General features: G+C 63.7%; 24 protein-coding genes, 2 tRNA genes and 1 pseudogene. 17 read left to right on the plus strand and 10 right to left on the minus strand.

Translation table 11 applies throughout. The annotated features are described in order from the left end of the window. Window positions 1–128 precede the first annotated feature (128 nt). The 9 genes and pseudogenes from AWY79_RS06560 (at window position 129) to AWY79_RS06595 (ending at window position 11,758) form a co-directional block, all read left to right on the plus strand. Window positions 129–1,508: a TolC family protein gene (locus AWY79_RS06560; protein ID WP_066801805.1), complete on the plus strand. Its 1,380-nt coding sequence runs from the start codon at window positions 129–131 to the stop codon at window positions 1,506–1,508. Window positions 1,509–1,510: 2 nt separating this feature from the next. Then, on the plus strand, window positions 1,511–1,819 hold the full coding sequence (locus tag AWY79_RS06565) for a YHS domain-containing protein (RefSeq protein WP_066801807.1): 309 nt from the start codon (window positions 1,511–1,513) through the stop codon (window positions 1,817–1,819). Continuing rightward, window positions 1,816–3,942 carry an efflux RND transporter periplasmic adaptor subunit gene (locus AWY79_RS06570; RefSeq protein WP_066801810.1) on the plus strand — a complete coding sequence of 709 codons (2,127 nt, stop codon included), beginning with the start codon at window positions 1,816–1,818 and terminating at the stop codon, window positions 3,940–3,942. Before AWY79_RS06565 ends, AWY79_RS06570 begins: the two co-directional genes overlap by 4 nt. Window positions 3,943–3,951: 9 nt before the next feature. Continuing rightward, window positions 3,952–6,564 carry an efflux RND transporter permease subunit gene (locus AWY79_RS06575; RefSeq protein WP_335343131.1) on the plus strand — a complete coding sequence of 871 codons (2,613 nt, stop codon included), beginning with the start codon at window positions 3,952–3,954 and terminating at the stop codon, window positions 6,562–6,564. Then, window positions 6,486–7,922 carry an efflux RND transporter permease subunit gene (locus AWY79_RS19590; RefSeq protein WP_335343132.1) on the plus strand — a complete coding sequence of 479 codons (1,437 nt, stop codon included), beginning with the start codon at window positions 6,486–6,488 and terminating at the stop codon, window positions 7,920–7,922. Before AWY79_RS06575 ends, AWY79_RS19590 begins: the two co-directional genes overlap by 79 nt. A gap of 41 nt (window positions 7,923–7,963) precedes the next feature. Beyond that, on the plus strand, window positions 7,964–8,410 hold the full coding sequence (locus AWY79_RS06580) for a hypothetical protein (RefSeq protein WP_066801812.1): 447 nt from the start codon (window positions 7,964–7,966) through the stop codon (window positions 8,408–8,410). A gap of 785 nt (window positions 8,411–9,195) precedes the next feature. After that, a pseudogene (locus AWY79_RS06585) lies at window positions 9,196–10,139 on the plus strand (integrase domain-containing protein). 278 nt (window positions 10,140–10,417) lie between these two features. Then, complete coding sequence (locus AWY79_RS18710) at window positions 10,418–10,663, plus strand: MerR family transcriptional regulator (RefSeq protein WP_133987020.1); 246 nt, start codon at window positions 10,418–10,420, stop codon at window positions 10,661–10,663. Window positions 10,664–10,702: 39 nt separating this feature from the next. Next, on the plus strand, window positions 10,703–11,758 hold the full coding sequence (locus AWY79_RS06595; RefSeq protein ID WP_066801816.1) for a tyrosine-type recombinase/integrase: 1,056 nt from the start codon (window positions 10,703–10,705) through the stop codon (window positions 11,756–11,758). Window positions 11,759–11,837: 79 nt separating this feature from the next. Here the strand turns inward: AWY79_RS06595 and AWY79_RS06600 are convergent. The 7 genes from AWY79_RS06600 to AWY79_RS06630 all read right to left on the minus strand — a co-directional run bounded on the left by AWY79_RS06600 (window position 11,838) and on the right by AWY79_RS06630 (window position 15,253). Further along, window positions 11,838–11,915, minus strand: a tRNA-Glu gene (locus tag AWY79_RS06600). A 7-nt stretch (window positions 11,916–11,922) separates the two neighbouring features. After that, window positions 11,923–11,997 (minus strand) — tRNA-Gln (locus AWY79_RS06605). A 60-nt stretch (window positions 11,998–12,057) separates the two neighbouring features. Next, a complete protein-coding gene (locus AWY79_RS06610) occupies window positions 12,058–12,408 on the minus strand; it encodes an Atg14 domain-containing protein (protein ID WP_066801818.1) in 351 nt (116 codons plus the stop codon). 39 nt (window positions 12,409–12,447) lie between these two features. Then, on the minus strand, window positions 12,448–12,930 hold the full coding sequence (locus tag AWY79_RS06615; protein WP_066801820.1) for a DciA family protein: 483 nt from the start codon (window positions 12,928–12,930) through the stop codon (window positions 12,448–12,450). Between the two features lie 2 nt (window positions 12,931–12,932). Further along, the gene (locus tag AWY79_RS06620; protein WP_066801822.1) at window positions 12,933–13,355 is read right to left on the minus strand and encodes a PEGA domain-containing protein; all 423 of its coding nucleotides are present in this window, start codon (window positions 13,353–13,355) and stop codon (window positions 12,933–12,935) included. A gap of 8 nt (window positions 13,356–13,363) precedes the next feature. Then, on the minus strand, window positions 13,364–14,254 hold the full coding sequence (locus AWY79_RS06625) for a universal stress protein (RefSeq protein WP_066801823.1): 891 nt from the start codon (window positions 14,252–14,254) through the stop codon (window positions 13,364–13,366). Between the two features lie 177 nt (window positions 14,255–14,431). After that, on the minus strand, window positions 14,432–15,253 hold the full coding sequence (locus AWY79_RS06630) for a PEGA domain-containing protein (protein WP_066801824.1): 822 nt from the start codon (window positions 15,251–15,253) through the stop codon (window positions 14,432–14,434). Window positions 15,254–15,427: 174 nt separating this feature from the next. Here AWY79_RS06630 and AWY79_RS06635 point away from each other — a divergent pair, with 174 nt between their 5' ends. From AWY79_RS06635 to AWY79_RS06645, 3 genes are all read left to right on the plus strand, one after another. Further along, window positions 15,428–16,339, plus strand: a complete 912-nt coding sequence (locus AWY79_RS06635) for an ArsR/SmtB family transcription factor (RefSeq protein WP_066801825.1) — start codon at window positions 15,428–15,430, stop codon at window positions 16,337–16,339. A 27-nt stretch (window positions 16,340–16,366) separates the two neighbouring features. Next, window positions 16,367–17,797 carry an adenosylhomocysteinase gene (ahcY, locus tag AWY79_RS06640; RefSeq protein WP_066801828.1) on the plus strand — a complete coding sequence of 477 codons (1,431 nt, stop codon included), beginning with the start codon at window positions 16,367–16,369 and terminating at the stop codon, window positions 17,795–17,797. Window positions 17,798–18,684: 887 nt separating this feature from the next. Then, window positions 18,685–19,425: an NADase-type glycan-binding domain-containing protein gene (locus AWY79_RS06645; RefSeq protein WP_233491022.1), complete on the plus strand. Its 741-nt coding sequence runs from the start codon at window positions 18,685–18,687 to the stop codon at window positions 19,423–19,425. Between the two features lie 24 nt (window positions 19,426–19,449). Here the strand turns inward: AWY79_RS06645 and AWY79_RS06650 are convergent, their stop codons facing one another. Both AWY79_RS06650 and argB read right to left on the minus strand, forming a co-directional pair. Further along, window positions 19,450–20,703 (minus strand): molybdopterin molybdotransferase MoeA, encoded by a 1,254-nt coding sequence (locus AWY79_RS06650; RefSeq protein WP_066801830.1) that lies wholly within the window; start codon window positions 20,701–20,703, stop codon window positions 19,450–19,452. A gap of 8 nt (window positions 20,704–20,711) precedes the next feature. Continuing rightward, entirely contained in the window at window positions 20,712–21,587 is an 876-nt protein-coding gene (argB, locus tag AWY79_RS06655) for an acetylglutamate kinase (RefSeq protein ID WP_066807072.1), read from the minus strand. 331 nt (window positions 21,588–21,918) lie between these two features. Here argB and AWY79_RS06660 point away from each other — a divergent pair, with 331 nt between their 5' ends. From AWY79_RS06660 to AWY79_RS06670, 4 genes are all read left to right on the plus strand, one after another. Continuing rightward, window positions 21,919–23,112 (plus strand): putative sulfate/molybdate transporter, encoded by a 1,194-nt coding sequence (locus AWY79_RS06660; RefSeq protein WP_066801833.1) that lies wholly within the window; start codon window positions 21,919–21,921, stop codon window positions 23,110–23,112. Between the two features lie 94 nt (window positions 23,113–23,206). Beyond that, window positions 23,207–24,058 carry an amino acid kinase family protein gene (locus AWY79_RS06665; RefSeq protein WP_066801835.1) on the plus strand — a complete coding sequence of 284 codons (852 nt, stop codon included), beginning with the start codon at window positions 23,207–23,209 and terminating at the stop codon, window positions 24,056–24,058. A gap of 116 nt (window positions 24,059–24,174) precedes the next feature. Continuing rightward, a complete protein-coding gene (locus AWY79_RS19095; protein WP_166671361.1) occupies window positions 24,175–24,321 on the plus strand; it encodes a hypothetical protein in 147 nt (48 codons plus the stop codon). Window positions 24,322–24,416: 95 nt separating this feature from the next. Further along, on the plus strand, window positions 24,417–25,202 hold the full coding sequence (locus tag AWY79_RS06670; RefSeq protein WP_066807074.1) for a hypothetical protein: 786 nt from the start codon (window positions 24,417–24,419) through the stop codon (window positions 25,200–25,202). Here AWY79_RS06670 and AWY79_RS06675 read toward each other — a convergent pair. Beyond that, a complete protein-coding gene (locus AWY79_RS06675; protein ID WP_066801836.1) occupies window positions 25,177–25,521 on the minus strand; it encodes a helix-turn-helix transcriptional regulator in 345 nt (114 codons plus the stop codon). The two genes, AWY79_RS06670 and AWY79_RS06675, sit on opposite strands and share 26 nt — an antisense overlap. A 91-nt stretch (window positions 25,522–25,612) precedes the next feature. Between AWY79_RS06675 and AWY79_RS06680 the strand changes: the two genes are divergently transcribed. Continuing rightward, window positions 25,613–25,819 carry a hypothetical protein gene (locus AWY79_RS06680; RefSeq protein ID WP_066801838.1) on the plus strand — a complete coding sequence of 69 codons (207 nt, stop codon included), beginning with the start codon at window positions 25,613–25,615 and terminating at the stop codon, window positions 25,817–25,819. Window positions 25,820–25,874 lie beyond the last annotated feature (55 nt).

A 25,874-nucleotide genomic window follows, 5' to 3' on the forward strand; every position in this document is an offset into this window, starting at 1 on the left:
AATGCACAGTTCTTGACCATTTTAGTCGGAAATACCCGCAGCCCTACAGGCAATATACTGAAATAAAGGACAAACAGAAACACTGGCATGCACATTGGTAATGCTTATCAAAAAAGCGTGGAGCCGTAATGAACAGAATCTTCCAGACCATTTCCCTCACCGCAGTCATGCTCATCGCCATGACGGGCGCATCGGGAGCCGCGTCCGAGACCGAGACCGTGGCCCCGGAAACCACCGTCCGGGACGAGGCCGTACCCGGGAGCTACCTCGGCGACCGGGCCGAGCTGGCCGATCTCAAGGGGTACCTCGGTCTGGCCGCCGAGAACAACAACGACCTGCGGGCCGCCTTCCAGCAGTGGCAGGCCGCCATCAAGCGCGCCGTGCGGGCCGACACGCTGCCCGACCCTCGGCTGAACTTCGGCTACTACACCACCCCGCTGGAGACGCGCGGCGGCCCGGCCCGCTACAAGTACGGCCTCTCCCAGTCCCTGCCGTTCTTCGGCAAGCTCGGGGCCAAGGAGCGCATGGCCCTGCGCGAGGCGGACGGCTTCAAGGCCAAGTTCGACGCCCTCAAGCTGACCACCTTCCTCGAGGTCAAGAAGCTCTACTACGAATACGCCTATCTGGCCCGCGCCATCGAGATCACCGGGGAAAACATCGAGCTGATGCAGTACCTGGAAAAGATCGCCACGGCCCGCTACACCTCGGGCTCGGCCAAGCACTCCGACATCATCCGGCCCCAGGTCGAATTGGGCAAGCTTGAGGACCGGCTCAATTCCCTCAAGGACCTGAAGCGCCCTCTGGCGGCCCGCCTCAATTCCCTCCTCGACAATCCGCCCGACGCCGACATCCCCTTCCCGGCATCCGTGCCGGCCATGTCCATCACCGACAGCGACGACGCGCTCGTCGCCATGCTCGACGAATCCAACCCGCAGCTGGCCTATTGGGAGACCGTCCTGGCCAGGGAGGAGGCGGGCAGGGACCTGGCCGAGCGCGACTACTACCCTGATTTCACCTTCGGCCTCGACGTGACCGAGGTCGACAAGGCCCGCAACCCCGGCGTCATGGGCGACGGAGACAACCCGGTCATGGCCACCATGTCCTTCAACGTGCCTCTGTGGTTCGGCGCCCGCGAGGCGGCCGTGGAGGAGAGCCAGGCCAAGATTATCTCGGCCAAGCGGAGTCATATGGGGCTTCAGCGCAAGCTCAGGGCCGACCTGGAGCTGGCCCTGTACAAGTATCGCGACGCGGGAAGGAAGATAGACCTCTACCGCGACACCCTGGTGCCCAAGGCGGAGCAGTCCCTGGGCGTGGTCATGGAGGGGTTCATGACCGGCACCGGGACCTCGCTGGATCTTATCGATTCCGAACAGACCCTGCTGGAACTCAAGCTCGCCTACTACCGCGCCCTGGCCGATCAGGCGCAGCGGCTGGCCGAGATAGAGACCCTGGTCGGGGTCGAGCTGCCGTGCGAATTCCACGGCTCGCTCCTGAGCAAGGATCAGTAGGGATGAAACGACTTGCATGGACCATGGCCGTGGTTCTTCTCTTCGCCGTCCTCACCCCGCTGGGGGTCTTGACGGTCGGACAGGTGGACGCCGCACCGGGTAATCAGCAGCTCTGCCCGGTCATGGGATTCGAGATCAACAGGGAACTCTTCACGGACTATCAGGGCAAACGGGTCTATTTCTGCTGTCCGTCCTGTCCGCCCGAGTTCAAGAAAACACCGGATACGTACATGGCCGCCATGGAGGCCGACGGCGTCGTCCCCGAAGACGCCCCCGCCGCCCAGGCCGAGCCGAAGCAGAGGACATCATGATCAGATTCAGGAACCCCCGGATGGTCACCGCCATCCTCCTCCTCTCCCTGGCCGCGTTTGCCGCCGGCTACCTGGTCAAGGGCGCGAGCGTCCCGGACATGCCGGCCCAGGTCGGCCAGATCGAAGGCGACCACGACCTTGAGGAACATTTCGACGACAAGGGCAACGTCATCTGGACCTGCTCCATGCATCCGCAGATCCAGTTGCCCGAACCGGGCAAGTGCCCCATCTGCTTTATGGAACTTATCCCCCTCAAGCGCGAGGCCGAGGGCACCCGGGCCAGCGTCAGGGAGATCACCCTGACCGACTCCGCGCAAAAGCTGGCCGGGATCGCCACCGAGGCGGTCCGCCGGCTGGATGTCGCGGTCGAGACGCGCATGGTCGGCAAGGTCGACTACGACGAGACCAGGGTGCGCAGCATCACCGCCTGGACCGGCGGTCGCGTGGATACCATGTACGTGGATTACACCGGCAGCCGGGTCAAGCAGGGCCAGCCCATGGTCTCCATCTACAGCCCGGAGCTGCTCACCGCCCAGGCCGAGCTGATCCAGGCGATCAAGGCCATGGAGGACCTCAAGGGAAGCAATCTCAATCTGGTCAAGGAGAGCGCCAAGCGCACCGAGGAGGCGTCCCGCGAGAAACTGCGGCTGCTCGGGCTGACCCAGAGACAAATCGACAAGGTGGCGAGCGAGGGCAAGGCGGCGGACCACATCACCCTCTACGCCCCGCAGGGCGGCGTGGTCATCAGGAAGGACGTCAACGAGGGCCAGTACGTCAAGACCGGCACCTCCATCTATTCCGTGGCCGATCTCTCGACCCTGTGGGTCGTGTTGGAGGCGTACGAGTCCGACCTCCCGTGGATCGCGCTCGGCCAGCAGGTCGAGTTCCAGACCGAGGCCTATCCGGGCAAGATGTTCAAGGGCAAGGTCGTGTACATCGACCCGCTGGTCAGCGAGCAGACCCGGACCGTCCGGGTCCGGCTGGAGGTCGGCAACAAGGACGGCAGCCTGAAGCCCGGCATGCTCGTGCGCGCCACCCAGCAGAAGGAGGGCGGCAAGAAGACCGCAGGGGAGTCGCCCCTGGTCATCCCGGCCTCGGCCCCGCTGATCACCGGCAAGCGCGCCGTGGTCTACGTGGCCAACCCGGACAAGCCCGGGGCCTTCGAGGGCCGCGAGATAGTGCTCGGCCCCCGCGCCGGCAACTACTATATCGTCAAGAGCGGCCTCAAGGAAGGTGACCTGGTCGTGACCAAGGGCAACTTCAAGATCGACAGCGCGGTCCAGATCGTGGCCCGGCCGTCCATGATGAACCCGACGAGCGCCAGCACGCCGGTGAGCGAGGAGCTTCCGAGCCTGTTCGTCTCCAAGCTCGCGCTGCTCGACCAGTCCTTCGAGTCGCTGAGCGCGGCGGTCGGGACCGGGGAGCTCGACAAGACGCACCTCGCCTTCGGCCAGTTCAACAAGGACCTGCGCCTGATCGACGGCTCCTCCCTGGAGGGCGTTCCGGCCCTGCGCTGGAACGAGCATTCCATGCTGCTCGGCAACGACGCGATCCTCGGGGCCGAGGCCGCCGACGGGCAGCGGCTGAACGAGATATTCACGGAGATGCAGGGCCACTATGCTGCCCTGCGCAAGGACTTCAACCTGGGCGACGCGCAGTCGCTGACCGCCCCGGAACCGTTCCGGCAGCAGCTCGGCCTGGTCTACGCCAGCTATGAGCCGCTGGCCGCCGCCCTGGCCGTGGACGACGCCGAGGCGGCCCGCAAGGCCGCAGCCCGGATGTCCGAGTCCCTGCGCCTGGTCGATGAATCCGGCCTCAGCGGCCCGGCCCACAACGTCTGGCGCGATGCCCTGGCCCGGATGAACGACGGGCTGGCGGCCATCCGCGACGCCGGAGACATCGTCGGCATCCGCACCGGGTTCGACCCGCTCTCCGCCGGGTTGTCCGAGGCCGTGCTCAAGCTCGGCGTCGAGACCGACGGCCCGCTGTTCGAGATATTCTGCCCCATGGCCTTCGACTACGAGGGCGCGGTCTGGCTGCAGCGCAGCGAGGAGGTGCACAACCCGTACTTCGGCGCGGCCATGTCCACCTGCGGTGAAATCAACAAGCAGCTCAAGCGCTAGGGGCGGCAGATGGAAAAGCAACCCCGTTTGGAAGCCAAGAACCTGACCGACAAGATCATCCGGTTCTGCCTGGAGCAGAAGCTGGTCGTCTTCCTCATGGTCTTCCTGATCCTGGGCTGGGGTTTGGTCGTGGCCCCGTTCGACTGGAAGATCGAAGGGCTGCCCCGCGACCCGGTCCCGGTGGACGCCATCCCGGACATCGGCGAGAACCAGCAGATCGTCTTCACCCAGTGGATGGGCCGCTCGCCCCAGGACATGGAGGACCAGGTCACCTACCCGCTGACCGTGGCCCTGCTCGGCATACCCGGTGTCAAGACAGTGCGCAGCTACTCCATGTTCGGCTTCTCGACCATCTACGTCATCTTCAACGAGGACGTGGAGTTCTACTGGTCGCGCTCGCGGCTCCTGGAGAAGCTGAACAGCCTGCCGCCCGGCACCCTGCCCCAGGAGGTCCAGCCCACGCTGGGTCCGGACGCTACAGCGCTCGGCCAGGTCTTCTGGTACACCCTGGAGGGCCGCGACGAGGACGGCAACCCTGTCGGCGGCTGGGACCTCGACGAGCTGCGCTCCATCCAGGACTGGTACGTGCGCTACGCCCTGCTCGGTGCGGACGGCGTCAGCGAGACCGCGTCCGTGGGCGGCTTCGTCAAAGAATACCAGATCGACGTGGACCCGGACGCCATGCGCGCGGCCGGGGTCGCCCTGGAGGACGTCTTTGCGGCGGTGAAGCAGTCGAACCTCGACGTGGGCGCGCGGACCATCGAGATCAACAGCGTGGAATACCTCATCCGGGGTATCGGCTTCGTCAAGAATCTCGGCGACATCGAAGAGGCCGTGATCAAGGTCTCCAACAACGTGCCCATCCGGGTCAAGGACGTGGCTAAGGTCTCGCTCGGCCCGGCGCTTCGGCGCGGCGTGCTCGACAAGGGCGGGGCCGAGGCCGTGGGCGGGGTGGTCGTGGTCCGCTACGGCGAGAACCCGCTCCAGGTCATCAAGAACGTCAAGGCCAAGATCGCGGACATCTCTCCCGGCCTGCCGTCCAAGGTCCTGCCCGACGGCACGGTCTCCAAGGTGACCATCGTCCCGTTCTACGACCGCTCCGGGCTGATCAACGAGACCCTTGGCACCCTGGACACGGCCCTGACCGAGGAAATCCTGATCACCATCATCGTGGTCCTCATCGCGGTCATGCACCTGCGCAGCTCGCTGCTCATCTCCTCGCTGTTGCCGCTGGCCGTGATGATGGTCTTCATCGGCATGAAGACGTTCAAGGTGGACGCCAACATCGTGGCCCTGTCCGGCATCGCCATCGCCATCGGCACCATGGTCGACATGGGCATCATCATCTGTGAGAACATCATCAATAAATTCGAGAACGCCTCCCTGGACGAGAGCCGCCTCAAGGTCATCTACGAGGGGGCGTCCGAGGTGGGCAGCGCGATCATGACGGCGGTGGCCACGACCATCGTCAGCTTCCTGCCCGTCTTCGCCATGGAAGGGCCGGAGGGCAAGCTCTTCAAGCCGCTGGCCTACACCAAGAGCTTCGCGCTCATCGCCTCGATCATCGTGGCCCTGACCGTGCTCCCGGCCATCGCCCACCTGATTTACCGGCGCAAGGACCCCAACGCGAAGAAGCGGCTGCCCAACCATCTGGTCGACATCCTGTACATCGGTGTCGGTCTGGCCATCTGCATCCTGGTCAAGTGGTGGGTCGGCCTCTTCCTGATCGTCCTTGGGCTGCACCGCATCTTCGGCCATCACCTGCCGCCGAGGTGCGAGATCATCTTCTCCAAGTTGGAGAACTGGGGCGTCATCGCTCTGGTGACCATTTTCCTGGCCTCGCACTGGCTCCCGCTGGGGCCGGAGAAGGGCGACATGCGCAACGTGCTCTTCGTCTCCATGCTCATCGGCGGGCTGATGCTCTTCTTCCAGCTCTTCCAGCGCTGGTACCCGAACATGCTGCACTGGGTTCTCGACCACAAGCTGGCCTTCCTGAGCCTGCCCTCGGCGATCATTCTGCTCGGCGGGACCATCTGGTTCGGCGCCGGGGCCATGACCTCCTGGCTGCCCGACTCGGTCCGGGCCTCCGGGCCGGTGGGCGGGCTGATGAACGTCTTTCCCGGCCTGGGCAAGGAATTCATGCCGCCGCTGGACGAAGGCTCGTTCCTGTACATGCCCACGACCATGCCCCACGCCTCCATCGGCGAGGTCCAGGACGTCCTGTCCAAGCAGGACATGTCCATTCGGACCATCCCCGAGGTGGACGAAGCGGCGGGCAAGCTCGGCCGCGCGGAGACCCCGCTGGACCCGGCCCCGGTGTCCATGATCGAGACGGTCATCAACTACAAGCCGGAGTACATCATCGACGAGTCCGGCGAGCGGCTGCGCTTCCGCTTCGACGAGGACCAGAAGGACTACTTCCGCTCCGTGGACGGCACACCGCTGCCCGCGGGAGACGGTCTGCCCTACATCGTCCGGGGCTACTACGCCCGCGACGAAGCCGGGAAGCTCATCCCCGACCCCGAGGGCAAGCCCTTCCGGCAGTGGCGCACGCCGCTGGACCCGGACCTGAACCCCGGAAGCGCACCTCGCTCGGCGGCACGCCGCTGGACCCGGACCTGAACCCCGGAAGGGCCTCCTGGCCGGGCATCCATTCGCCGGACGACATCTGGGACGAGATCGCGGTCGCCGCCGATATCCCCGGTTCGACCTCGGCCCCCAAGCTCCAGCCCATCGCCGCGCGCATCGTCATGCTCCAGTCCGGCATGCGCGCCCCCATGGGCATCAAGGTCAAGGGACCGGATCTGGCGACCATCGAACGGTTTGGCCTGCAGTTGGAACGGCTGCTCAAGGAAGTCCCGACCATCCAGCCCGCGGCCGTGGTCGCCGACCGCATCGTGGGCAAGCCGTACCTGGAGATCGTCATCGACCGCAGGGCGATCGCCCGCTACGGCATCAAGCTGACCAAGGTCCAGGACGTCATCGAGGTGGCTGTGGGCGGCAAGATGCTCTCGACCACCGTCGAGGGCCGCGAGCGCTACCCCATGCGGGTGCGCTACCTGCGCGAGCTGCGCGACTCCATGGAGGCGCTGGAGAACATCCTCGTGGCCGCGCCAGGCGGCCAGCAGATCCCGCTCAAGCAGCTGGCCGAGCTGCGCTACGTGCGCGGACCGCAGGTCATCAAGAGCGAGGACACCTTCCTCATCGGGTACGTGCTCTTCGACAAGAAGCCCGGCTACGCCGAGGTGGACGTAGTGGAGCACGCGCGCGGCTACATCGACAGCAAGATCGCCTCGGGCGGGCTGACCGTGCCGAGCGGCGTTTCCTACGAGTTCGCGGGCAACTACGAGAACCAGATCCGCGCCCAGAAGAAGCTGGCAGTGATCCTGCCCCTGGCGCTGATGGTCATCGTGGTCATCCTGTACCTGCAGTTCAAGTCCATGGCCACGACCCTGATGGTCTTCTCGGGCATCCTCGTGGCCTGGTCCGGCGGGTTCCTGATGATCTGGCTCTACGGCCAGGACTGGTTCCTGAACTTCAGCGTGTTCGGGACCCACATGCGCGACCTCTTCCAGGTCCACCAGATCAACCTGAGCGTGGCCATCTGGGTCGGCTTCCTGGCCCTGTTCGGCATCGCCTCGGACGACGGCGTGATCATGGCCACCTACCTGGATGAGAGCCGGGACAGGCGGGACACGGCCAGCGTCCCGGCCATCCGGGCGGCCATCCTGGAGGGCGCTCAGCGGCGTATCCGCCCGGCGCTGATGACCTCGGCCACGACCATCCTGGCCCTGATCCCGGTGCTGACCTCCACCGGACGCGGCGCGGACATCATGGTGCCCATGGCCATCCCCTCCTTCGGCGGCATGACCATCGCCATCCTGACGGTCTTCGTGGTGCCCACGCTGTATTGCTGGGTCGAGGAGATCAAGTTCAAGCGCGCCGCGAAGCAGGGGCTTCCGGAAAGCGACACTGTCTAACCATAGCAACACATAAACCAATGACTTCAAGGAGTATCACTATGAAGAAAGTTACCACCGCCACCCTGGTCCTGACCCTGACCCTGCTCGTTTCGGGTCTGGCTTTCGCCATGGACATGAGCCACGGCGACATGAAGGCCGGAGACATGACCCCGGCCCAGAGCATGAAGGTCATGGAGGAGAACCTCCAGATGATGAAGATGGACGTCGAGGCCATGAAGGACCCGGCGGGCCGCGAGGCGGCCATGAAGGCCATGGACAAGCACATGACCGACATGCACCACGGCATGGCCGGCATGGAGGCGCACGCCAAGAAGCAGGGCGACGCCGGGATGCAGGCCCACATGTCCGAGATGAACAAGGAGATGATGACCACCATGAAGGGCATGGGCGTGATGAAGAAGGACGCCGACAAGGGCATGTCCATGATGATGGAAGGCATCAACCAGATGGAACAGACCATGTCCAAGATGAAGGGCATGATGTAGTTCCGCCGCAATCCAATCCAAAAGAGCCAGGGCAACGGATTCCGTTGCCCTGGCTTTTCTTCGTCTTAAGATAGTTGTTATCTCAATTCATATCCCTTGAGCCGGAGTCGAAACCGCCATCCCTCTCGCCGTCGCCTGCGCGGATGACGACGCAAGCAAAGTCGTCGGGGCAAGGCCGGATCGCGAAACGTCCGCCCGAAGGGCTTGGCCTTGCCTCGGCGGCTGCTTGCGTCACGCTCGCAGGGAAAACGGCGGGAGGTGAAGAATTCGTGCCGCCGGAGCTTGCGCGAATGTTTTGCGGCGTCATATGGTGGGGCATATCCACCGGATAAATTGGTCACCTGAAGGAGGTATAGATCGCGTTCAGGCGCGTTCATAAGTTTTGACGAAGTCTAAACTGATGAACGCTTAAGTAGGCACTAACATGCCGTAATGCCAAAGACTTCGCTGCCGTTTATTTCCAAACGGCACACTTTCACATCCAAGCGCCAGGCTGAAGCACAGCACCCCCGCCGGACAAACGACAGGCATCTAGAAGTCTGCCGTTGTCGAAATTCCCCCACGGCCACCGCTTATGCGCAGGACGAACGAGCCTGCGTGGTGGCACCCCTTATTGAATGGATTCTCAGGATTTTTCCTTCTGTGGGAAACGGACATTGATTTGTCCCGTGTCGGTTGTTGTGTGGCGCATTCGCGCCATAGGCAGGTCATTTCCCGGCGAACGGGGAAGGTCCGACCTGCTTTGTCCCAGGGCACTGCCCCGAACTTCAGGAAGGAGATTCCATATGAAATCCATCAGTCTGGTACTGGGCGCGAACAGGGCAACCCTGTCCGGTCCGCGCTCAAAACAACACAGGGTCCGTCAGAATGCCCGAGCCTTTGCCAAGCGGCTTCGCCGTGCAGGGTTCGGGGTTCGCAAATGGACCAATGTCACGAACAAGCATTTCGCGGCGGTAGCCAAGCAAATGGAAGACGAAAACATAGGGGACGGGCGTATCGCCGAAGTCTTTTCGGCGGCCCGAGTCCTATGTGAAACCTATGGGAATGGCAGCATCAGCCCGACCAATGACGTGTTCGGCGTGAAGCGCGGGACCATAGCCAATGCCAACAGCAAAGCGGTTGCCCCCGCCTTCGTCCATGGGGCAATCGAGAAGCTGGAAAACAAGGTTGGCTACGAATACGGTCCCCGGTGTGCCGCCCAGATCCGTCTTCAGTACGAATTGGGTCTTCGCCGGGAAGAATCGGCAAAAGTCGATCTGATCAACGATTGGGACAAGGAAGGCCGCAGCCTGCTCATCCAGCACGGGCCCAAAGGGGGACGACCCAGGACGCTGTACAACCTGTCCGATCGGCAGCAGGATGCTCTTGAGAGAGCGCTGCCCTATGTCAGCCAATCCGACAGGCCCGGTATCAACACCCTGATGCCCGAAGGAATGGGCGACAAATGGCTGAACAAGCTGTCCTACGCGGCCAGGCTTTGCGGCTTCACCAAGAAGGAAAGCGGGTGGACGATGCACGGCAACCGCCATGAGCGGTTCCACCACATGTACGTCGAACACACGGGCTTTCAGCCGCCCAACCAGCACGAATCCGTGGCGGCCTTCCAGGAGGCTGCGCGGGACACTGCTGGGGACGAATGGCCCCGACTCGACACGACATCGAAGTCACTGCCGGCCATTCCCCCGGTCGCCGGGATGTGTCCGACGCCTATCTTGGCAGCTCCCGTTAGAAGAAACCCCGCCATTTCCGGCGGGGCTTCCTTTTGGGCGTGAGGTTGCCTGGAGATGGATCGCTCAGGCGATCCATCTCCAGGCAACCGTCATCCCCGCCCATCGGCTTGTGGCCGATGGGCAGGGATGACTTTCGCCCCTCATGAGCGACTCATCGAAAAAAGTGAAAATACCCTATCCCGATTCCTTGAGTTCAAAGGTGCCGGTGTGATCAGACTGAAGGGTTGGCTGGGAGTCCCGAAGCGGGACAGGTGTTTAACCCTTTGGTTTAGGTCGCATGTCGAACGCATTGAAGGTCAAGGATGTCGCCCGAATCCTGAATTGTTCGGAAAGCCTGGTCAGAACTCCGGCCATGCTTGCCGCGCTGGGGGCTTTTCGGATCGGGAAACGGGGCATCCGATTTCACCATGATCTGCTCAAGGCGTACATCGCCAGGGGCCAGGTCGGCCATGCAGAAAAGACGCCAGTCTCGGACGAAGGCGCAAGTCGGTCCGATTTGACGGATCGTCATGGCATTTGGTAACTTCAATAATGGTAAGCGACCTTCCCTGCAGGAGAAAATATGCCTTACAAGGAAGGAAAACGGTGGCGGGGCGTGGTGCGTTTCACCCCGACACATGGTCCGATCATCAGGCGCACGAAGTTCTTTGAAACCAAGAGACAGGCAGAAGATTGGGAAGGCGAAACCGTCAAGGCATTGAAGGTGGCCGACCAGAGAAATCCTGCCAAGGCCGATGTGATTGGCCGGGCTCTGACCGTGACGGAATGGGCGAATCGTTACCTCGATCACGTTGAGGCCACGATGTGCCGGAAGACCTACAACGAAAAGCGGTTGGCTTTCCAGCGACTGGGGGCTTTCCTCAGGGACGACCGGTCGCTGGTCGGGCGAATCAGCCTTCACGTGGCTCTGGAGCATCTGGCCAGGGTCTCCAAGGCGGTATCCGGGAATTCGGCGAACAAGGATCGCAAGAACCTTGCCGCAGCCTGGGTGTGGGGGATCAAGTACCTCAATCTGGACCGGGACAATCCCTTTCAGCATGTGGACAGGTTCCCCGAGGATCGCCATCCGCGATACGTCCCGCCGTTGGACGACTTCCGCAAGACGGTGGGCTTGGCCGGACCTCGTCGTAGGCAACTGCTGTTGCTGGCCTTCCATACCGCGCCGCGCAGGAGCGAGCTCTGGAAGCTCAAGTGGAGCGAGGTTGACTTCGGTTCCGGGCTTGTCGGCTACTGGACACGGAAGCGGCGAAGCGGAAACGCGGAATTCGACGAACTCCCCATGTCCGCAGGGCTTCGCGCCAAGCTGGCCGAATGGAAGCTGGTGTCCGGCTCCGAGGACCTGGTCTTTGGCAGTCGGTTCAACGGCCTTCTGGACCCGAACAATCGGTGGCTGAAGCGGTTGTGCGCCGAAGCCGGGGTGAAGGCGTTCGGCTTTCACGGCATCCGTCACCTGGCTGCTCGTGTGGCCATTGACAACGGCGCGACCATCATGGAAGTGAAGCACCTGCTCAGGCACAAGTCCATCGCCACGACCCAGCGGTACATCCTTCGGGTGAAGAAGACCACCGGGGCTGTGGATGCCCTGGATGCGGCCCTGGCCGATGCGGTCGGAAGCTGATCCCGAAAAAATGACACTTGCGGGTGACACGTGAAAAGGAAAAGGCCTTACGCAATCTGCGTAAGGCCTTGTAATTCCTTGGCGTCCCCAAGGGGATTTGAACCCCTGTTAACGGCGTGAAAGGCCGTCGTCCTGGACCAGGCTAGACGATGGGGACAGAAGATTGGCTGGGCTGCAAGGACTCGAACCTTGATTAACGGAGCCAGAACCCGTCGTCCTGCCAATTGAACGACAGCCCAGCAGCGAGAAGTTGATTTAAGGGTTGGACCTCTTTATGTCAACTTCTTTTTTCAATTAATTTAGACTGCGCGGGCCAGACGGCGGGTGCGCTTCTTCAGCTTGGTGATCTGACGGCGCACGCGGTCGCGCTGAGTGCGGTCCTCGATCTCGGCCTTCTTCACGCGGAGAGCGCGGATCTGGCGCTTGATCTCGTGGATCTGCTTCTTGTACGGGGAGACCTGCTCCTCGTCCACGATGCCGAACACGTCCTTGATCTCCTGGACCAGTTCGTCCTTCTCCTTGCCGGAGGCGCCGGTGATCATCGGGAGCTTGTCCATGCACAGGGCACGCAGCTCCTTGGCGGTCATCTTCTCGAGGGGCTTGGTCAGGCCAAGCTCGTCAAAGGAAATCTCTTTTACTTCTTCGCTCATGGTGTACTCCTTAAAAAAAATACCTGAAGCGGAATTGGGTTACGAGTCGTCAAACATCTGCTGGTAAGCCCGATAGCACCTGCCAACAGGCGAATCCGGGTCCAGCTCTTCATTAAGGCTGCCTAACTTCTCAGGTTTTTTAAGTTTCCTCGGAGGCTTGGGAGCCTCCGGCCGGATCTCTCCGTCCAAAGGAACTCTGCCGTTTAGCAGCTCGAACACCACTTTGTCAAAGACTTCCTGACGCAAAAAACCATTGACCTTTTCGAGGATCATCGGCCCCAGATAATACGCTTCCTGCATGACCACGGGGTCTTCCGCCGCCAGGATGAGCTTGGACCCGCGATGCCCCAGGGGCCGTGCCATCCGGGCCATTTCGCCGAGCAACTCGTCCCAATTGCGCCACAGCCGGACCAGGGCCATGCCGCCGCGCGTGTCCAGCCGGTCCAGGAACCGGGGCAGGGCGTCGCTCAGGCTGGCCGCTCCCTTGCGCCGTTTCGGCCCGCTGCCGCGTCTGTACGCCATGATCAAATCTCCTTCCCGGCCGGGGTCAGCCGGATGGTCACGATGGGCGGCACGAGTTCGTACGCCTCGCCGCTGCGTTCCTGCTCGTCCACCTCGCGTGCGGTCTCTGCGGCCACGGTCTCGGGGTCGCCGCCCTTGACGATGCCGGAGAGAATGCCGTCGCGGAGGGCCCGGTCGGGCTTGAACCGCCGGCGGATGACGACCTCTTCCTGGACGTACCCCTCCTTGACGATGGTCAGGAGGTGATCGGACGTCCGGTCCAGGCTGACCGCACAGGGCGTGGAGGAGCAAGCCTTCCTGCCGTCCGCGTACACGGTCGCGCCCAGGGGGTCGGTGGATACCGGTATCTTCTGCTTGGGCACGCCGCAGCCGCAGGCCAGGACCAGGCAGGCCAGGGTGGCGAGGAGCGCGATGGGCCGGGCCATGGGCGCTCCTAGATGCACCGGCGGGGCCGGTAGTTGACCAGGATGGCCGGGCAGCCCGGCGAGAGCGCCACCTGGATGGTGGTGGAGCCCACGGACGGCTTGGCGTGGTCCTCGCTGGAGGAGTACTGGGCCATGATGACCACGTCCGCGTCCTGCCACCGGGCCTGCTTGAGGATCTCGGTGTACGGGACGCCCTCCCAGCAGTGGAAGGAGTGGCTGATGCCGTCGAGCGCCTTGGAATAGCGGTTCTTCATCCTGTCCAGCGCCTTGTCGATGAAGACGTCCATGTTCTGCATGTAGTATTCGGGATTGGGCGTGGCCTGGCCCACGTCGAGGACGTGGAAGATGTCCAGGTGGGCGTCGTTGGCCCCGGCCAGCTGGGCCGCGTAGCACAGGGCCGAGTCCGACGGGGTGGAAAAGTCCGTAGCCATGACGATGCGCCTGATCTCGCCCTGGTCGGGCATGGCGTTGGTGACCACCATGACCGGGCAGAACACGTTGGCGCAGACCTTGCGGATGGTGGTGTCCACCACGCCCCACATGCGGTCGGCCCGGTGCGGGGGCTGGGTGTGGTGGCCCATGACGATCAGGTCGATGCCCTCGGCGTGGATGATCTTGAGCATCTGCTCGTGGGCCGTGCCCGTGGTCACCCGGATGGAATGGTTGGGGATGTCCTTGAGGTCGTCGGCATAGAACTCGGCGATCTTCTTCTCGGCGGACTTGACCAGCGTCTCGCAGGGGACGACGTCGTCGAAGGAGCACCAGGGATCGCGTCCCAGGGGCAGGGTGTGGAACAGGATGAGTTCGGAGCCGCGCCTGCGGGCAATGTCGAAGGCGGCCTTGGGCGCGGTCTGGGTGTCGATCTGCGGGGCGGCCGCCAGGAGTATCTTCTTGAACATGACGTCTCCTTTACCTGCCGGTGTGTATTGACCGGGGTCCCGCCCAACCGGCTGGGCGAGTGTCCGATGATACTATGGCAAACATCGGCAGGGCAGCGCAAGCATAATACGATGCGGACGTTGTTGGCAAAAAAAGAAAAGGCCCCGCCGGAGCGGGGCCTTTGAACGCGTATTCGGCTATTGTGCGGACTCGCCTTCCGCCCCTTCCAGGAGCTTGATCGCTTCCAGGCCCGCTTCGACCGGGTTGACGTGCACCCCGACGCTCGCCTTGGTGCTGGTCGTGGTCTTGGTGTAGGAGCCGTCGTTTCCGTGATGCTCCGAGCTGTGGCTGGAGCCCCACGACTTGTCCGTGCCCACGGTGGGCGCGGCCACGGCCCCGCCTTCGAGGACCGCCTCGGCCTCCTTGGCCGGGTCGTCGGCCACCGCGCCGCCGAAGGTGGCGGGCTCGGTGGTGGAGACGTCGCCGCTTTTCTGCTCATCCAGCCGCTGCTGGTCCGCCGGATCGAGCTGGTCCTTGGAAATGACGATGGGCTCGTCGCCCTGGGCCACCTGTCGGGGAGCCTGTTCCCGGGCGGCCTGCGGATTTCCGCCCAGGGGGCGCAGGTTGACCACCACCGAGGCGGGCGAGAGCACGTAGGCGTCGCCGGATTCCTCCTGCGCGCCCACGCTCATCAGGGCGTTGGCCACCGCGCCTTCGGTGTTGGCCCCGTTGGAGCTCTGCCACATGCCGGACTGGGTGGCGTTGCGGGTCACGCCCGCGGTGTCGTACTTGCGGGTGATCTGGACGTCCACCTGCTTGTAGCCGTCCTTTTTCAGCGTCAGGATGTGCGGCTGGGTCTTTTCCAGCGTCACGTTGCAGGGCGTGGTGCCCACCTGCTGGCCGTCGGCCAGAACCATGGCCCCGTCGGGGTTGGAACTGACCGGGATGTTCTGGGTGGCCGCCGAACAGGCAGAAAGGACGAGGCAGGCCATGAATATCAAGGGATAACCGAGTTTCATCATACGCTCCTGTAGGGGTTGCTTTGAAATGCCTATACGAAACATTTCAAGCCGCTACAATGATATAATTGATTATATGGCGGGTACGACCATCCGGGGCTTGACGGCGTGGGGCGCATACGCTAGTTAACGATTGTTCCGTATATCAAGATATCCTGATATAGAGCGCAGCTTATGGAAATAATAAAATATTGCAAAGCCTTGTCGGACGACACCCGGGCCAGGCTGGTCAATGTCCTGCTGGAATACGAGCTCAACGTGGGGGAGATCGTCCAGGTCATGGAGATGGGCCAGTCGCGGATATCGCGGCACCTCAAGATTTTGTCCGAATCCGGGCTGGTGCACGTGCGCCGGGACGGGTTGTGGGCCTTTTACCGGGCCAGCGAGGAAGGCCCCGGCCGGGCGTTCCTCAACGGGGTGCGCGAGCTCATGGCCGATGAGCCCGAGCTGACCCGTGACCGCAACCGGGCCGAGAAGGTCATCCGCGAGCGGACCGCCGCCACCCGCCAGTTCTTCGACGACATCGCGTCCGAGTGGGACCGCATGACCGCCGAGGTCCTGGGCGATCTGGACCTGGGCCGCGAGATCCGGTCCCGGCTGCCGCAATGCGACTGCGCCGCGGACATCGGCTGCGGCACCGGCGACATGCTGGAGATCCTGTCGCGGTCGGCCAAGACCGTCATCGGCGTGGACAACTCGCCCAAGATGCTGGAGCTGGCCGAGGAACGGTTCTCCGGCGATGCGCGCATGTCCCTGCGCATCGGCGAGATGACCCACCTGCCGCTGCGCGACTGGGAGGCGGACTGCACGGTCATGTCCCTGGTGCTGCACCACCTGGCGCGGCCCGTGGACGCCCTGCGCGAAGCCGCCCGCGTGCTCAAGATCGGCGGCCGGCTGCTGATCGCCGAGTTCGACCAGCACGAGAACGAGCTGATGCGCACCGAGTACGGTGACCGCAGGCTGGGCATACCCCGGGAAAAGATGGTAGGCTGGCTGGACCAGGCCCGCTTCAACGTCCTCTCGGTCACGGAATTCACCGTCAACATGGGCCTCGTCGTCGTTTTGTACGAGGCCGAAAAACGATAGTCACCAACCCCATATTTGGAGGAAATTATGTCCAAGAACGTCACGCCCGTCGATCCCAAATGCGAGAACAAGGTCGCCGACATGTCCCTGGCCGAGTGGGGCCACATGGAGATGCAGCTGTCCGAGCGCGAGATGCCGGGCCTCATGTCCATCATCGATAAATACGGCAAGGACAAGCCGCTCAAGGGGCTCAAGGTCACCGGCTCCCTGCACATGACCATCCAGACCGCCATGCTCATCAAATGCCTGCACGCCCTGGGCGCGGACATCCGCTGGGCGTCCTGCAACATCTTCTCCACCCAGGACCACGCCGCGGCCGCCATTGCCGACTCCGGCATGGCCAAGGTCTTCGCCTGGAAGGGTGAGACCCTGGAGGACTACTGGTGGTGCACCGAGCAGGCCCTGACTTGGCCCGACGGCTCCGGCCCGGACCTGATCGTGGACGACGGCGGCGACGCCACCCTGCTCATCCACCAGGGCGTCAAGGTCGAGGCCGACCCGTCCCTGTGCGACAAGACCTACGACGTGCACGAGTTCCAGATCATCATGGACCGTCTGGCCGCGTCCGTGAAGGCCAACCCGACCAAGTGGACCGAAATCTCCAAGAAGGTCCGGGGCGTGTCCGAGGAAACCACCACCGGCGTGCACCGTCTCTACGAGATGCAGCGCGCGGGCGAACTGCTTTTCCCGGCCATCAACGTCAACGACTCCGTGACCAAGTCCAAGTTCGACAACCTCTACGGCTGCCGCGAGTCCCTGGCCGACGGCATCAAGCGCGCCACCGACGTCATGGTCGCGGGCAAGGTCGTGGTCGTGGTCGGCTACGGCGACGTGGGCAAGGGCTGTGCCCAGTCCATGCGCGGCTTCGGCGCGCGCGTGCTGGTCACCGAGATCGACCCCATCTGCGCCCTGCAGGCCGCCATGGAAGGGTACGAGGTGACCACCATGGACGACGCCGCCCCGCGCGGCGACATCTTCGTCACCTGCACCGGCAACTACCACGTGGTCACCGGCCAGCACATGGAGATGATGAAGGACGAGGCGATCCTCTGCAACATCGGCCACTTCGACTCCGAGATCGAGATGATCTACCTGGAGAAGACCAAGGGCTGCGTCAAGAAGACCGTCAAGCCCCAGGTGGACAAGTGGACCATGCCCTCCGGCAAGTCCATCATCGTCCTGGCCGAAGGCCGCCTGGTCAACCTCGGCTGCGCCACCGGCCACCCGAGCTTCGTCATGTCCAACTCCTTCACCAACCAGGCCCTGGCCCAGATCGACCTGGCCCTGAACGACTACGAGCCCAAGGTCATGATCCTGCCCAAGAAGCTCGACGAGGAAGTCGCCCGCCTGCACCTCGCCCGCCTCGGCGTGAAGCTCGAAAAGCTCACCAAGAAGCAGGCCGACTACATCGGTGTGGACCCCGAAGGACCCTACAAGCCCGACCATTACAGGTACTAGCCTAAAACGAGACCCGATAAAAAAAGGGGGGAGCCGAGCGGCTCCCCCCTTTTTTTATCGGGTCTCGTTTTAGGGGCGGCGGCTTCCGATAGCGGGCCATTCGCACATTTTTTCCGGGGGGCTTTCATCCTCACGTAGACGGCTACGCTGCGGTGAAAGCCCCCCGGAAGAAAATGCACGCCTGACCCACTCTCGAAAGCCTCACTGCTTACGGACGCGGAGGGGGGAGCCGCTTCGCTCCAAAGAGGGCCGCTGTTCTTTTCGCCGTGCGGGGGAGAGAGCCGCTGTTTGAGGCTGCGCCTCAAAGGCGCTCCAAAGAGGCGCGTTGTTCGTTACGCCGTGCGGAGTGAGATTCGCTGTTTGAGGCTGCGCCTCAAAGGCGCTCCAAAGAGGGGGGGGCTCGCTATGGCGGTGCGGGGGCTGGGGTCGCTGTTTGAGGCTGCGCCTCAAAGGCGCTCCAGAAGAGGTGTGTTGTTCGTTACGCGGTGCGGAGTGAGATTCGCTGTTTGAGGCTGCGCCTCAAAGGCGCTTCATAGGAGGTGTGTTGTTCGCTTTGGCGATGCCGGGGTGGCGCTGTTTGAGGTTGCGCCCCAAAGGCATTCCAAGGAGAGGGGAGGGTGGCTGCGGAGGGGGTGTTTTTATACAGGACGGGGGGTGGGGTGGTGTGATAGAGAACCGGGCATGCGCGGAGTCCGTCCTCATATCCTCCTGATTGTGGTCCTGGCCGTCCTGCTTTGGAGCGGGGCGGGGTGGGCCTTGGACGTGGACGTCAAGGTGTCCAGCTTCAAGATGGACCTGGGGCTGGAGTATGCGCCGGGGAACCTGATGGACGGGGACCCGGCCACGGCCTGGGCCGGGGGAGCATCTCCTCGGGCGAAGGGCAGTGGATGGAGTTCTCCTTCGGCATGCCCGTGCGGGTCACCCGGCTCGGCGTGTACAACGGGCACCAGGGCGAAGGGCAGTTCGATAAATTTCGGCGCATCCGGTCCGGCCGGGTGGTCTATCCCGACGGCACGGAGTTCCCGTTCTGGCTGCGCGACGAAAAGGGCGAACAGATCATCGAATGTCCGGGCAAGCCCTACAAGTCCCTGCGCATCGTGGTCGATACGGTCTTTCCCGAGGGCGCGCCCCTGGCCCGGATGAAGCTGGCCGTGTCCGAGATCAAGCTCTACCTGACCCTGATGTCCCTGCCCGACGGCGCTCCTGCCGGTGCGGACTTCACGCCCGGGCCGCCGCCCGTGGACACCGTCAACCCCGTTCCAGACGAGATCAAGGAGCTGCTCCGGACCTTCTACGTCCTCCAGACCTCCCTGGACGAGGACTACGCCCAGCTCTTCGCGCCCCACGTGCGCGACCGTTTCGACTTCCAGTTCGAGGTCTTCAAGGAGATGCAGCGCCAGCGCGGAACCTACCGCGTGCTGCGCACCGCCATGGTGGACCCGTCCGGGCTGGGCTTCGAGCTGGTCTATCTGGACAAGGACGTGGCCGAGGTCCGGGTGTTCGGCTCCTACCGCGTCCAGGTGGCGAACCTGGACGAGAACCTGACCGAGGATTCGGTCTTCGTGCTCATGAAGGGCACCGAAGGTTGGAAGATCCTGGAACTCGATGGCCAGGAAGACTTGTTTTAATCGAATAACTGCGTTTTCAAGCAGTTACACAATCCATACATCAATCAGGTCGTTGGCGTAGAGTCCCTCGGACTCGGCGGGGATGGCGGCCAGGCCGTGGGCCTGGACAATGGTCCGAAGCAGGCCGGACTTGCCGAGCACCGGGTGGGCCAGCGGGGGCTGCCCCTCGCGCTCCTCCAGCCGGATGCGGACATAGTCCTCGCGGCCCGGCTTGGAGGCCACGTTGCGGGCGAGCTCCGCCTTGCGCAGGCAGCGGCGGTTCGGGGAGAACGCGCCCGGGTCGCCGTGCAGGTGGCGGATGAGCGGCAGGACCAGCACGTGGACCACCACCAGGGCCGAGGTCACCTGGCCGGGCAGGCCGAGGACCGGCTTTTGCCCCACGCGGCCGAGGATGGTCGGCTTGCCGGGGCTGATGGCCACGCCGTGGGCCATGATCTCCGAGTCGTCCATGGCCTCGATGGCCTGGACGGTCAGGTCGCGCACGCCGATGGAGCTGCCCCCGGACAGGAGAACCAGGTCGTTCTCCTCGATGGCCCGTTTGAGCGCGTGGCTCAGGCTGACCATGTCGTCCTTGACGATGCCGTAGCGCGTGGGCAGACCGTCCGCCTGCTCCACCAGGGCGGCCACGGTGTGCGTGTTCACGTCGCGCACCTGACCCGGGCGGGGGATCTCGCCCACCTCGATCAGCTCGTCGCCGGTGGACAGGATGCCGACCCTGGCGCGGCGGCGCACGGCGAGGCTCTCGAAACCAAGGGCTGCGGCCAGGCCGATCTCCTGGGGCCGGAGCAGGGTCCCGGCGTTCAGGGCGACGGCCCCCTCGCGGGCGTCCTCCCCGCGCTGCATGACGTTGTCGAAGGGCGCGGCGGACTTGCGGATCTCGATAGTCCCGCCCACCACCTGCTGTTCCATGGCCTGGGTATGCTCGACCATGACCACGCTGTCCGCGCCTTCGGGCAGCACGCCGCCCGTGGCGATGCGCGCGCATTCTCCGGGGTTGAGGACAATGTCCGGCAACTTGTCGATGGGCAGGCTGGCCACGCATTCCAGGTAGCCGGGATTGGTCTCGCTGGACCCGAAGGCGTCGCGGGCGTTGACCGCGAACCCGTCCATGCAGGACCGGTTGAGCAGCGGCCAGTCGTGGGGCGCGATCATGTCTTGGGCCAGGACGCGCTCGGCGCACCCGGCCAGGTCCACGGTCTCCGCCTCAAGCGGCGTGAACCCGCGCAGTTTGTCTTCGAACTCGGACCGCGAAATGATGGTGAAAAATCCGTGTTGCATCCGTCCGCCTAGTAGATGATCTCGGTGCCGATGCCGGATTTGGTGAACAGCTCCAAAAGGATGCAGTTTTCGACGCGGCCGTCGATGATGGCCGACTTCTCGACCCCGGCCACGGCCTCCAGGCAACACTTGATCTTGGGGATCATGCCCCCGGTGACCACGCCGGAGCGGATGGCCTCGAACGCCTCCTTGGCGGTCAGGGAGGTGATCAGCTGTCCTTCGCCGTCCAGCAGGCCGGGCACGTCGGTCAGCAGGTAGAGACGCTTGGCCCCCAGCGCGGTGGCCACGGCCCCGGCCACTGAGTCGGCGTTGATGTTGTAGGTCTCGCCCTGGTCGTCCACGCCCACGGGCGCGATGACCGGGATGAACCCGTCGCCCAGCAGGGAGTATATGAGTTTGGTGTTGACCGAGGTGACCTCGCCCACCTTGCCCAGGTCGATGATCTCGGGCGGGGCGTCCTTCTTCTCGATGGCCAGCTCCTTGGGCTCGGCGGTGATCAGCCGTCCGTCCTTGCCGGACAGCCCCACGGCCTGGCCGCCGTGCAGGTTGATCAGGTTGACGATCTCCTTGTTCACCTTGCCCACCAGGACCATCTCCACCACGTCCATGGTGGCCGCGTCCGTGACCCGGTATCCCTGCCGGAAGTGGGACTCGATGTTCAGGGCCGAGAGCATCTTGCCGATCTGCGGCCCGCCGCCGTGAATGACCACGGGGTTGATGCCGATGTATTTGAGCAGGATGATGTTCAGGGCGAAGGCGCGCTTCAGTTCCTCGTCGATCATGGCGTTGCCGCCGTACTTGATGACGATGGTCTTGCCGTAGAACTCGGTGATGAACGGCAGGGTCTCGATGATGGACTTGGCCTGAAGCTGGTACCGCTTCATGTCCCGCTTGCTGATGGACTCGTGTTTCATGTCGGCTCCTGGTTGCCTTGCCGGGAATCGGCTCGGAATAGGCCCGGATTGTCGTGGAAACACGCCGGGAAGTCAACGTTCTCCGGGCGGGCCATCCCGGCTGCGGACGATCGGGCGGCCCGCTCCCCGTTTTTTTTGCCCCCGTGACAGCCGGAAGGGGGTGTATTGATATTCCGTATGATGTATATAGGGAAAAAGAGATGAAAAACAGGCGCGAAGTCAACAGATTACAGTTGCGGGCATTATGCGGGTTCTGTTATTTCCTCGTAAACTGCGAGGGAATTACCATAGGGCGGTTAGTATGAAACTGAGCTTCAACAGGATGGAATGGGCCGGGTCCATGGGCGACCTCGGCACGCTGCTCCCCCTGGCCTTCGGCATGATCATGATCAACGGGCTGTCGGCCACGGGCCTGTTTCTCACGGTGGGCCTCATGTACATCGTGGGCGGCCTGTACTACCGCGTACCCATCGCGGTGCAGCCCATGAAGGTCATCTCCGCCTACGGCATCGCCATGGCGCTTTCGCCGCAGGTGATCACGGCATCCGGTATCCTGCTGGCCGTGGTGCTGCTGGTCCTGGGAGCGACGGGGCTGGTCAACACCGTGGCCCGCATCGTGCCCCTGCCCGTCATCCGGGGGGTGCAGATGGCCACCGGCATCCTGCTGCTGACCAAGGGCGCGTCCCTGATCGCGGGCAGCAACAGCTTCCAGACCATGCGCGGCGCGGTGGAGCCCTACCTGGCCTTCCAGTCCATCGGCCCGGTGCCGCTGTCCTTGATCCTCGGCCTGGCGTTCGGCGTGGTCACGTTGTTTCTCCTGCGCAGCCGTCGTTTCCCGGCCGGGCTGGTGGTGGTCGCGGCGGGGGCGATAGCGGGGATTGCCCTGGGTGCGTGGCGGGAGCTGACACTGGTCCAGCCGGGGGTGCACATCCCTTCGATCCTGCCCTTCGGGTTCCCGTCCATGGCCGACTTCTCCTACGCCCTGGTCATCCTGGTGGCCCCGCAGATTCCCATGACCATGGGCAACGCGGTCATCGCCAACAGGGACCTGAGCCACGAGTATTTCGGCGAGGAAAGCCGGAAGGTGACCAACCGCGCCCTGTGCGTGTCCATGGGGCTGTCCAACGTCTTTTCCGCCCTGGTGGGCGGCATGCCGGTCTGCCACGGGGCGGGCGGCCTGGCCGCGCACTACGCCTTCGGGGCGCGCACCGCCGGGTCCAATCTGATCATCGGCGGGTTGTTCGCCGGGTTGGCCCTGCTCCTGGGCGACGGCGCGGTCAACGTGCTGCACCTGTTGCCCATGGGCGTGCTGGGGGTGCTCCTGTTCTTCGCGGGGTCACAGCTGGCCCTGACGGTGCAGGACGTGTCGTCCCGGTCGCATCTGTTCGTGGTCGTGGTCATGCTCGGCATCACCCTGGCCTCCAACCTGGCCTGGGCCTTCGGCGCCGGCATCTGCTTGTGCCATCTCCTCGACCGGGGCAGGATCAAGATCTAGCCGGTGCCGGAATCCCGGTAACGCTAACGGGCTTGCCATTTGGTTGACGGATGGTACAATGCCCTCTCCAACCACAACTTCGGAGGAAAGCCGGATGGGCAAGCTCATCAAGGAAAAGGACGAGAAAGGCAGACTGCATATTGATACCCCGCTGATGGGCGAATCCCTGGTGGACCGTGGGCTGCTCAAGCGCACGGAGGCCAGCGAGTACTTCCGCATGCAGCCGGACGTCAACGTGCTCAAGATCGGAGGCCAGTCCATCATGGACCGCGGGGCCAAGGCGCTGTTTCCCATCCTGGAGGAACTGGTCAAGGCCAAGGAGAAGCACAAGCTCCTGCTCATGTGCGGCGGCGGCACCCGCGCCCGCCACGTCTACTCCATCGGCGTGGACCTGGGCATGCCCACGGGCGTGCTCTCCAAGCTCGGCGACAAGGTCTCGGCCCAGAACGCGGAGATGCTCTCCGTGCTCCTGGCCAAGCACGGCGCGGCGCTCATCGGCCACGGCGCGCACCTGGAGCAGCTGCACATGTACTGCCAGCTCGGCTATCTGCCCATCACCACCGGCATCCCGCCCTACGGGTTCTTCGAGCATCCGGCGGAGCACGGGTCCATCCCGCCCCACCGGACCGACTCCGGCGCGTTCCTCCTGGCCGAGAACATCGGCGCCAAGTCCCTGATCTACCTCAAGGACGAGAAGGGCATGTTCGAGAGCGATCCCAAGAAGGCCAAGGATACGGCCAAGCTCAAGTTCATCGACAAGATCCATGTGGAGGAGCTGATCGCCATGGACCTGGAGGACCTCATCGTGGAGCGGCCGGTCCTGACCTTCCTCAAGAACGCCAAGACGTTGAAGTCCTTCCAGATCATCGACGTCCTCAGGCACCCGGAGCATCTCCATGCCGCCCTGGCGGGCGAGCACGTGGGCACGATCATCTACAAGGATTAGGCGGCAATTGTCCAAACGGCCCCCCTGTCGACGGCAGGGGGGCTTTTTTGCGTCCGGCGCGGGGATTTTGCGGTTCGGGCCTAATACCCGGCACGTGAGTAGCCGATAAGGAAGACATGAATGGACTCCGCTCCCGCCTCCAGCATCGGCTCAACCCGCTGCACGTCTATTGCCGACTGCGCAGCCTGGGGTTGGCCCACCGCACCGCCTCGGCGGTCTCGCTCTGCTACGAGCGCGCCCTGTACCGCCGCGTCCTGGCCTGATTTTCCTGGTGCCATACCGTCCGCAGGTGGACTTTTCCTTGCCAGCGGGGCTCGACCTGTGGGATTATGCTGAAAATAACAGGATGGAGGCCAAGATGCTGGCATATTTGGGTTTTGATGATACCGACGACCATGATTCCGTGATGGGCACCGGGCGGCTGGTCCGCGAATTCGCCCGCCTGCTGCCGACCGGACACACGCTGATCGGCATTATCCGCCACCAGCTCCCCCGGATGGACTCCATTCCCTTCACTTCCAACAACAGTTCGGCCTGCGCCGTGGTGGACGTGCCCGAGGACGGGGAGCGCGAATCCCTGCGCCTGGCGCTCCGCGACCTGGCCGCCGACTACCTGGCGCAACAGTGCGCGCCCGGCAGCGATCCAGGGCTGTGCCTGGCGTTCGAGACCGAGGTCACGCCCGGCATGGTCGAGTTCGGCAAACGGGCCGCCGGGGTGCAGCTCACCCAGCGCGACGCCATGGACGCGGCCCGGCCCATCGACCTGCTCGGCCTGGGCGGGACCAACGACGGAATCATCGGGGCCATGGCCGCCGTGGGGCTGACCCGCTACGGCTGGTGCGGCCGGTTCATCGAATACGGACGGCTGCGCGAGCTGCCCGCGTCACTGACCGTGCGCGACCTGCTCGACACCGGCATTGAGGTGGTCTCCGTGGACCGCGACCCGCTGGTCCCCCAGGCGGGCGACTCCGTGCTGGACGCGGCCTGGATTCGTCCCTCCCTGTGGGGCGGGCGTCCCGTGCTCCAGGTCCGTTCCCTGGGGCTGGGCGTATGGGAACCGGCCCACTCCAAGCGCGGCAAGGGCGCGGGACACGGCCCCGGCTCGCGCAAGGATGCGGTCAGGACTCCCGGTATCGCCGGATAAAGGCGTCCAGCCGGTCCCTCTGCCGCTCCATGTGGAGTATCCACGCCTCCAGAATCTCCAGTCCTTCGGCGGTGACCGAATAGACCCGCTTGGCCGGGCCGTCTCCCTCCGCGTCCCATGAGGACGACACCAGTCCCTCCTCGTCCATCTGGCGCAGGTGCCGATAGATCATGCCAGGAGGCGCCTCATCGCGCATGAATCCGTAGTCCGCGATGGTCTGGATCAGCTGGTATCCATAGGAAGGTCCCGCCTTCAGGGCCATGAGCAGCGAGGGCTGGACGTATCGTTGCGGCTTTCCGCCGCCGACTTTTTGCGACATCTTGTAAAGTCCTTCTTGACTATATGTGCTTAGAGGATATATATACAGTATACACAAGCATCCCATAAGGCACAATGCCAAGGAGGTAGCCATGAAGATTTTCGTGCGTGAACGCATGCGGGCAGAGGAAGGGACCAAGAAGCCTCGTTTCCGGGTCGTTGGTGTACAGGGCGGCGATCTGAAGATCTACGCCAAGCGCATCCGCAAGGTGGAACTCAAGGAACTGGCCGAGCACACCGGGGCCGAGATCGTCTACCTGACCAGGGACGGCGAAGGCGCCGAGGGCAAGAAAGGCTAGCCCGCAGTAGCGAAAAAGAGGCCCGGCAGCATACCGCTGCCGGGCCTTTTTTTGC

Origin of the sequence: Pseudodesulfovibrio indicus (genome assembly GCF_001563225.1) — a bacterium.
GTDB classification, from domain to species: Bacteria; Desulfobacterota; Desulfovibrionia; order Desulfovibrionales; family Desulfovibrionaceae; genus Pseudodesulfovibrio; species Pseudodesulfovibrio indicus.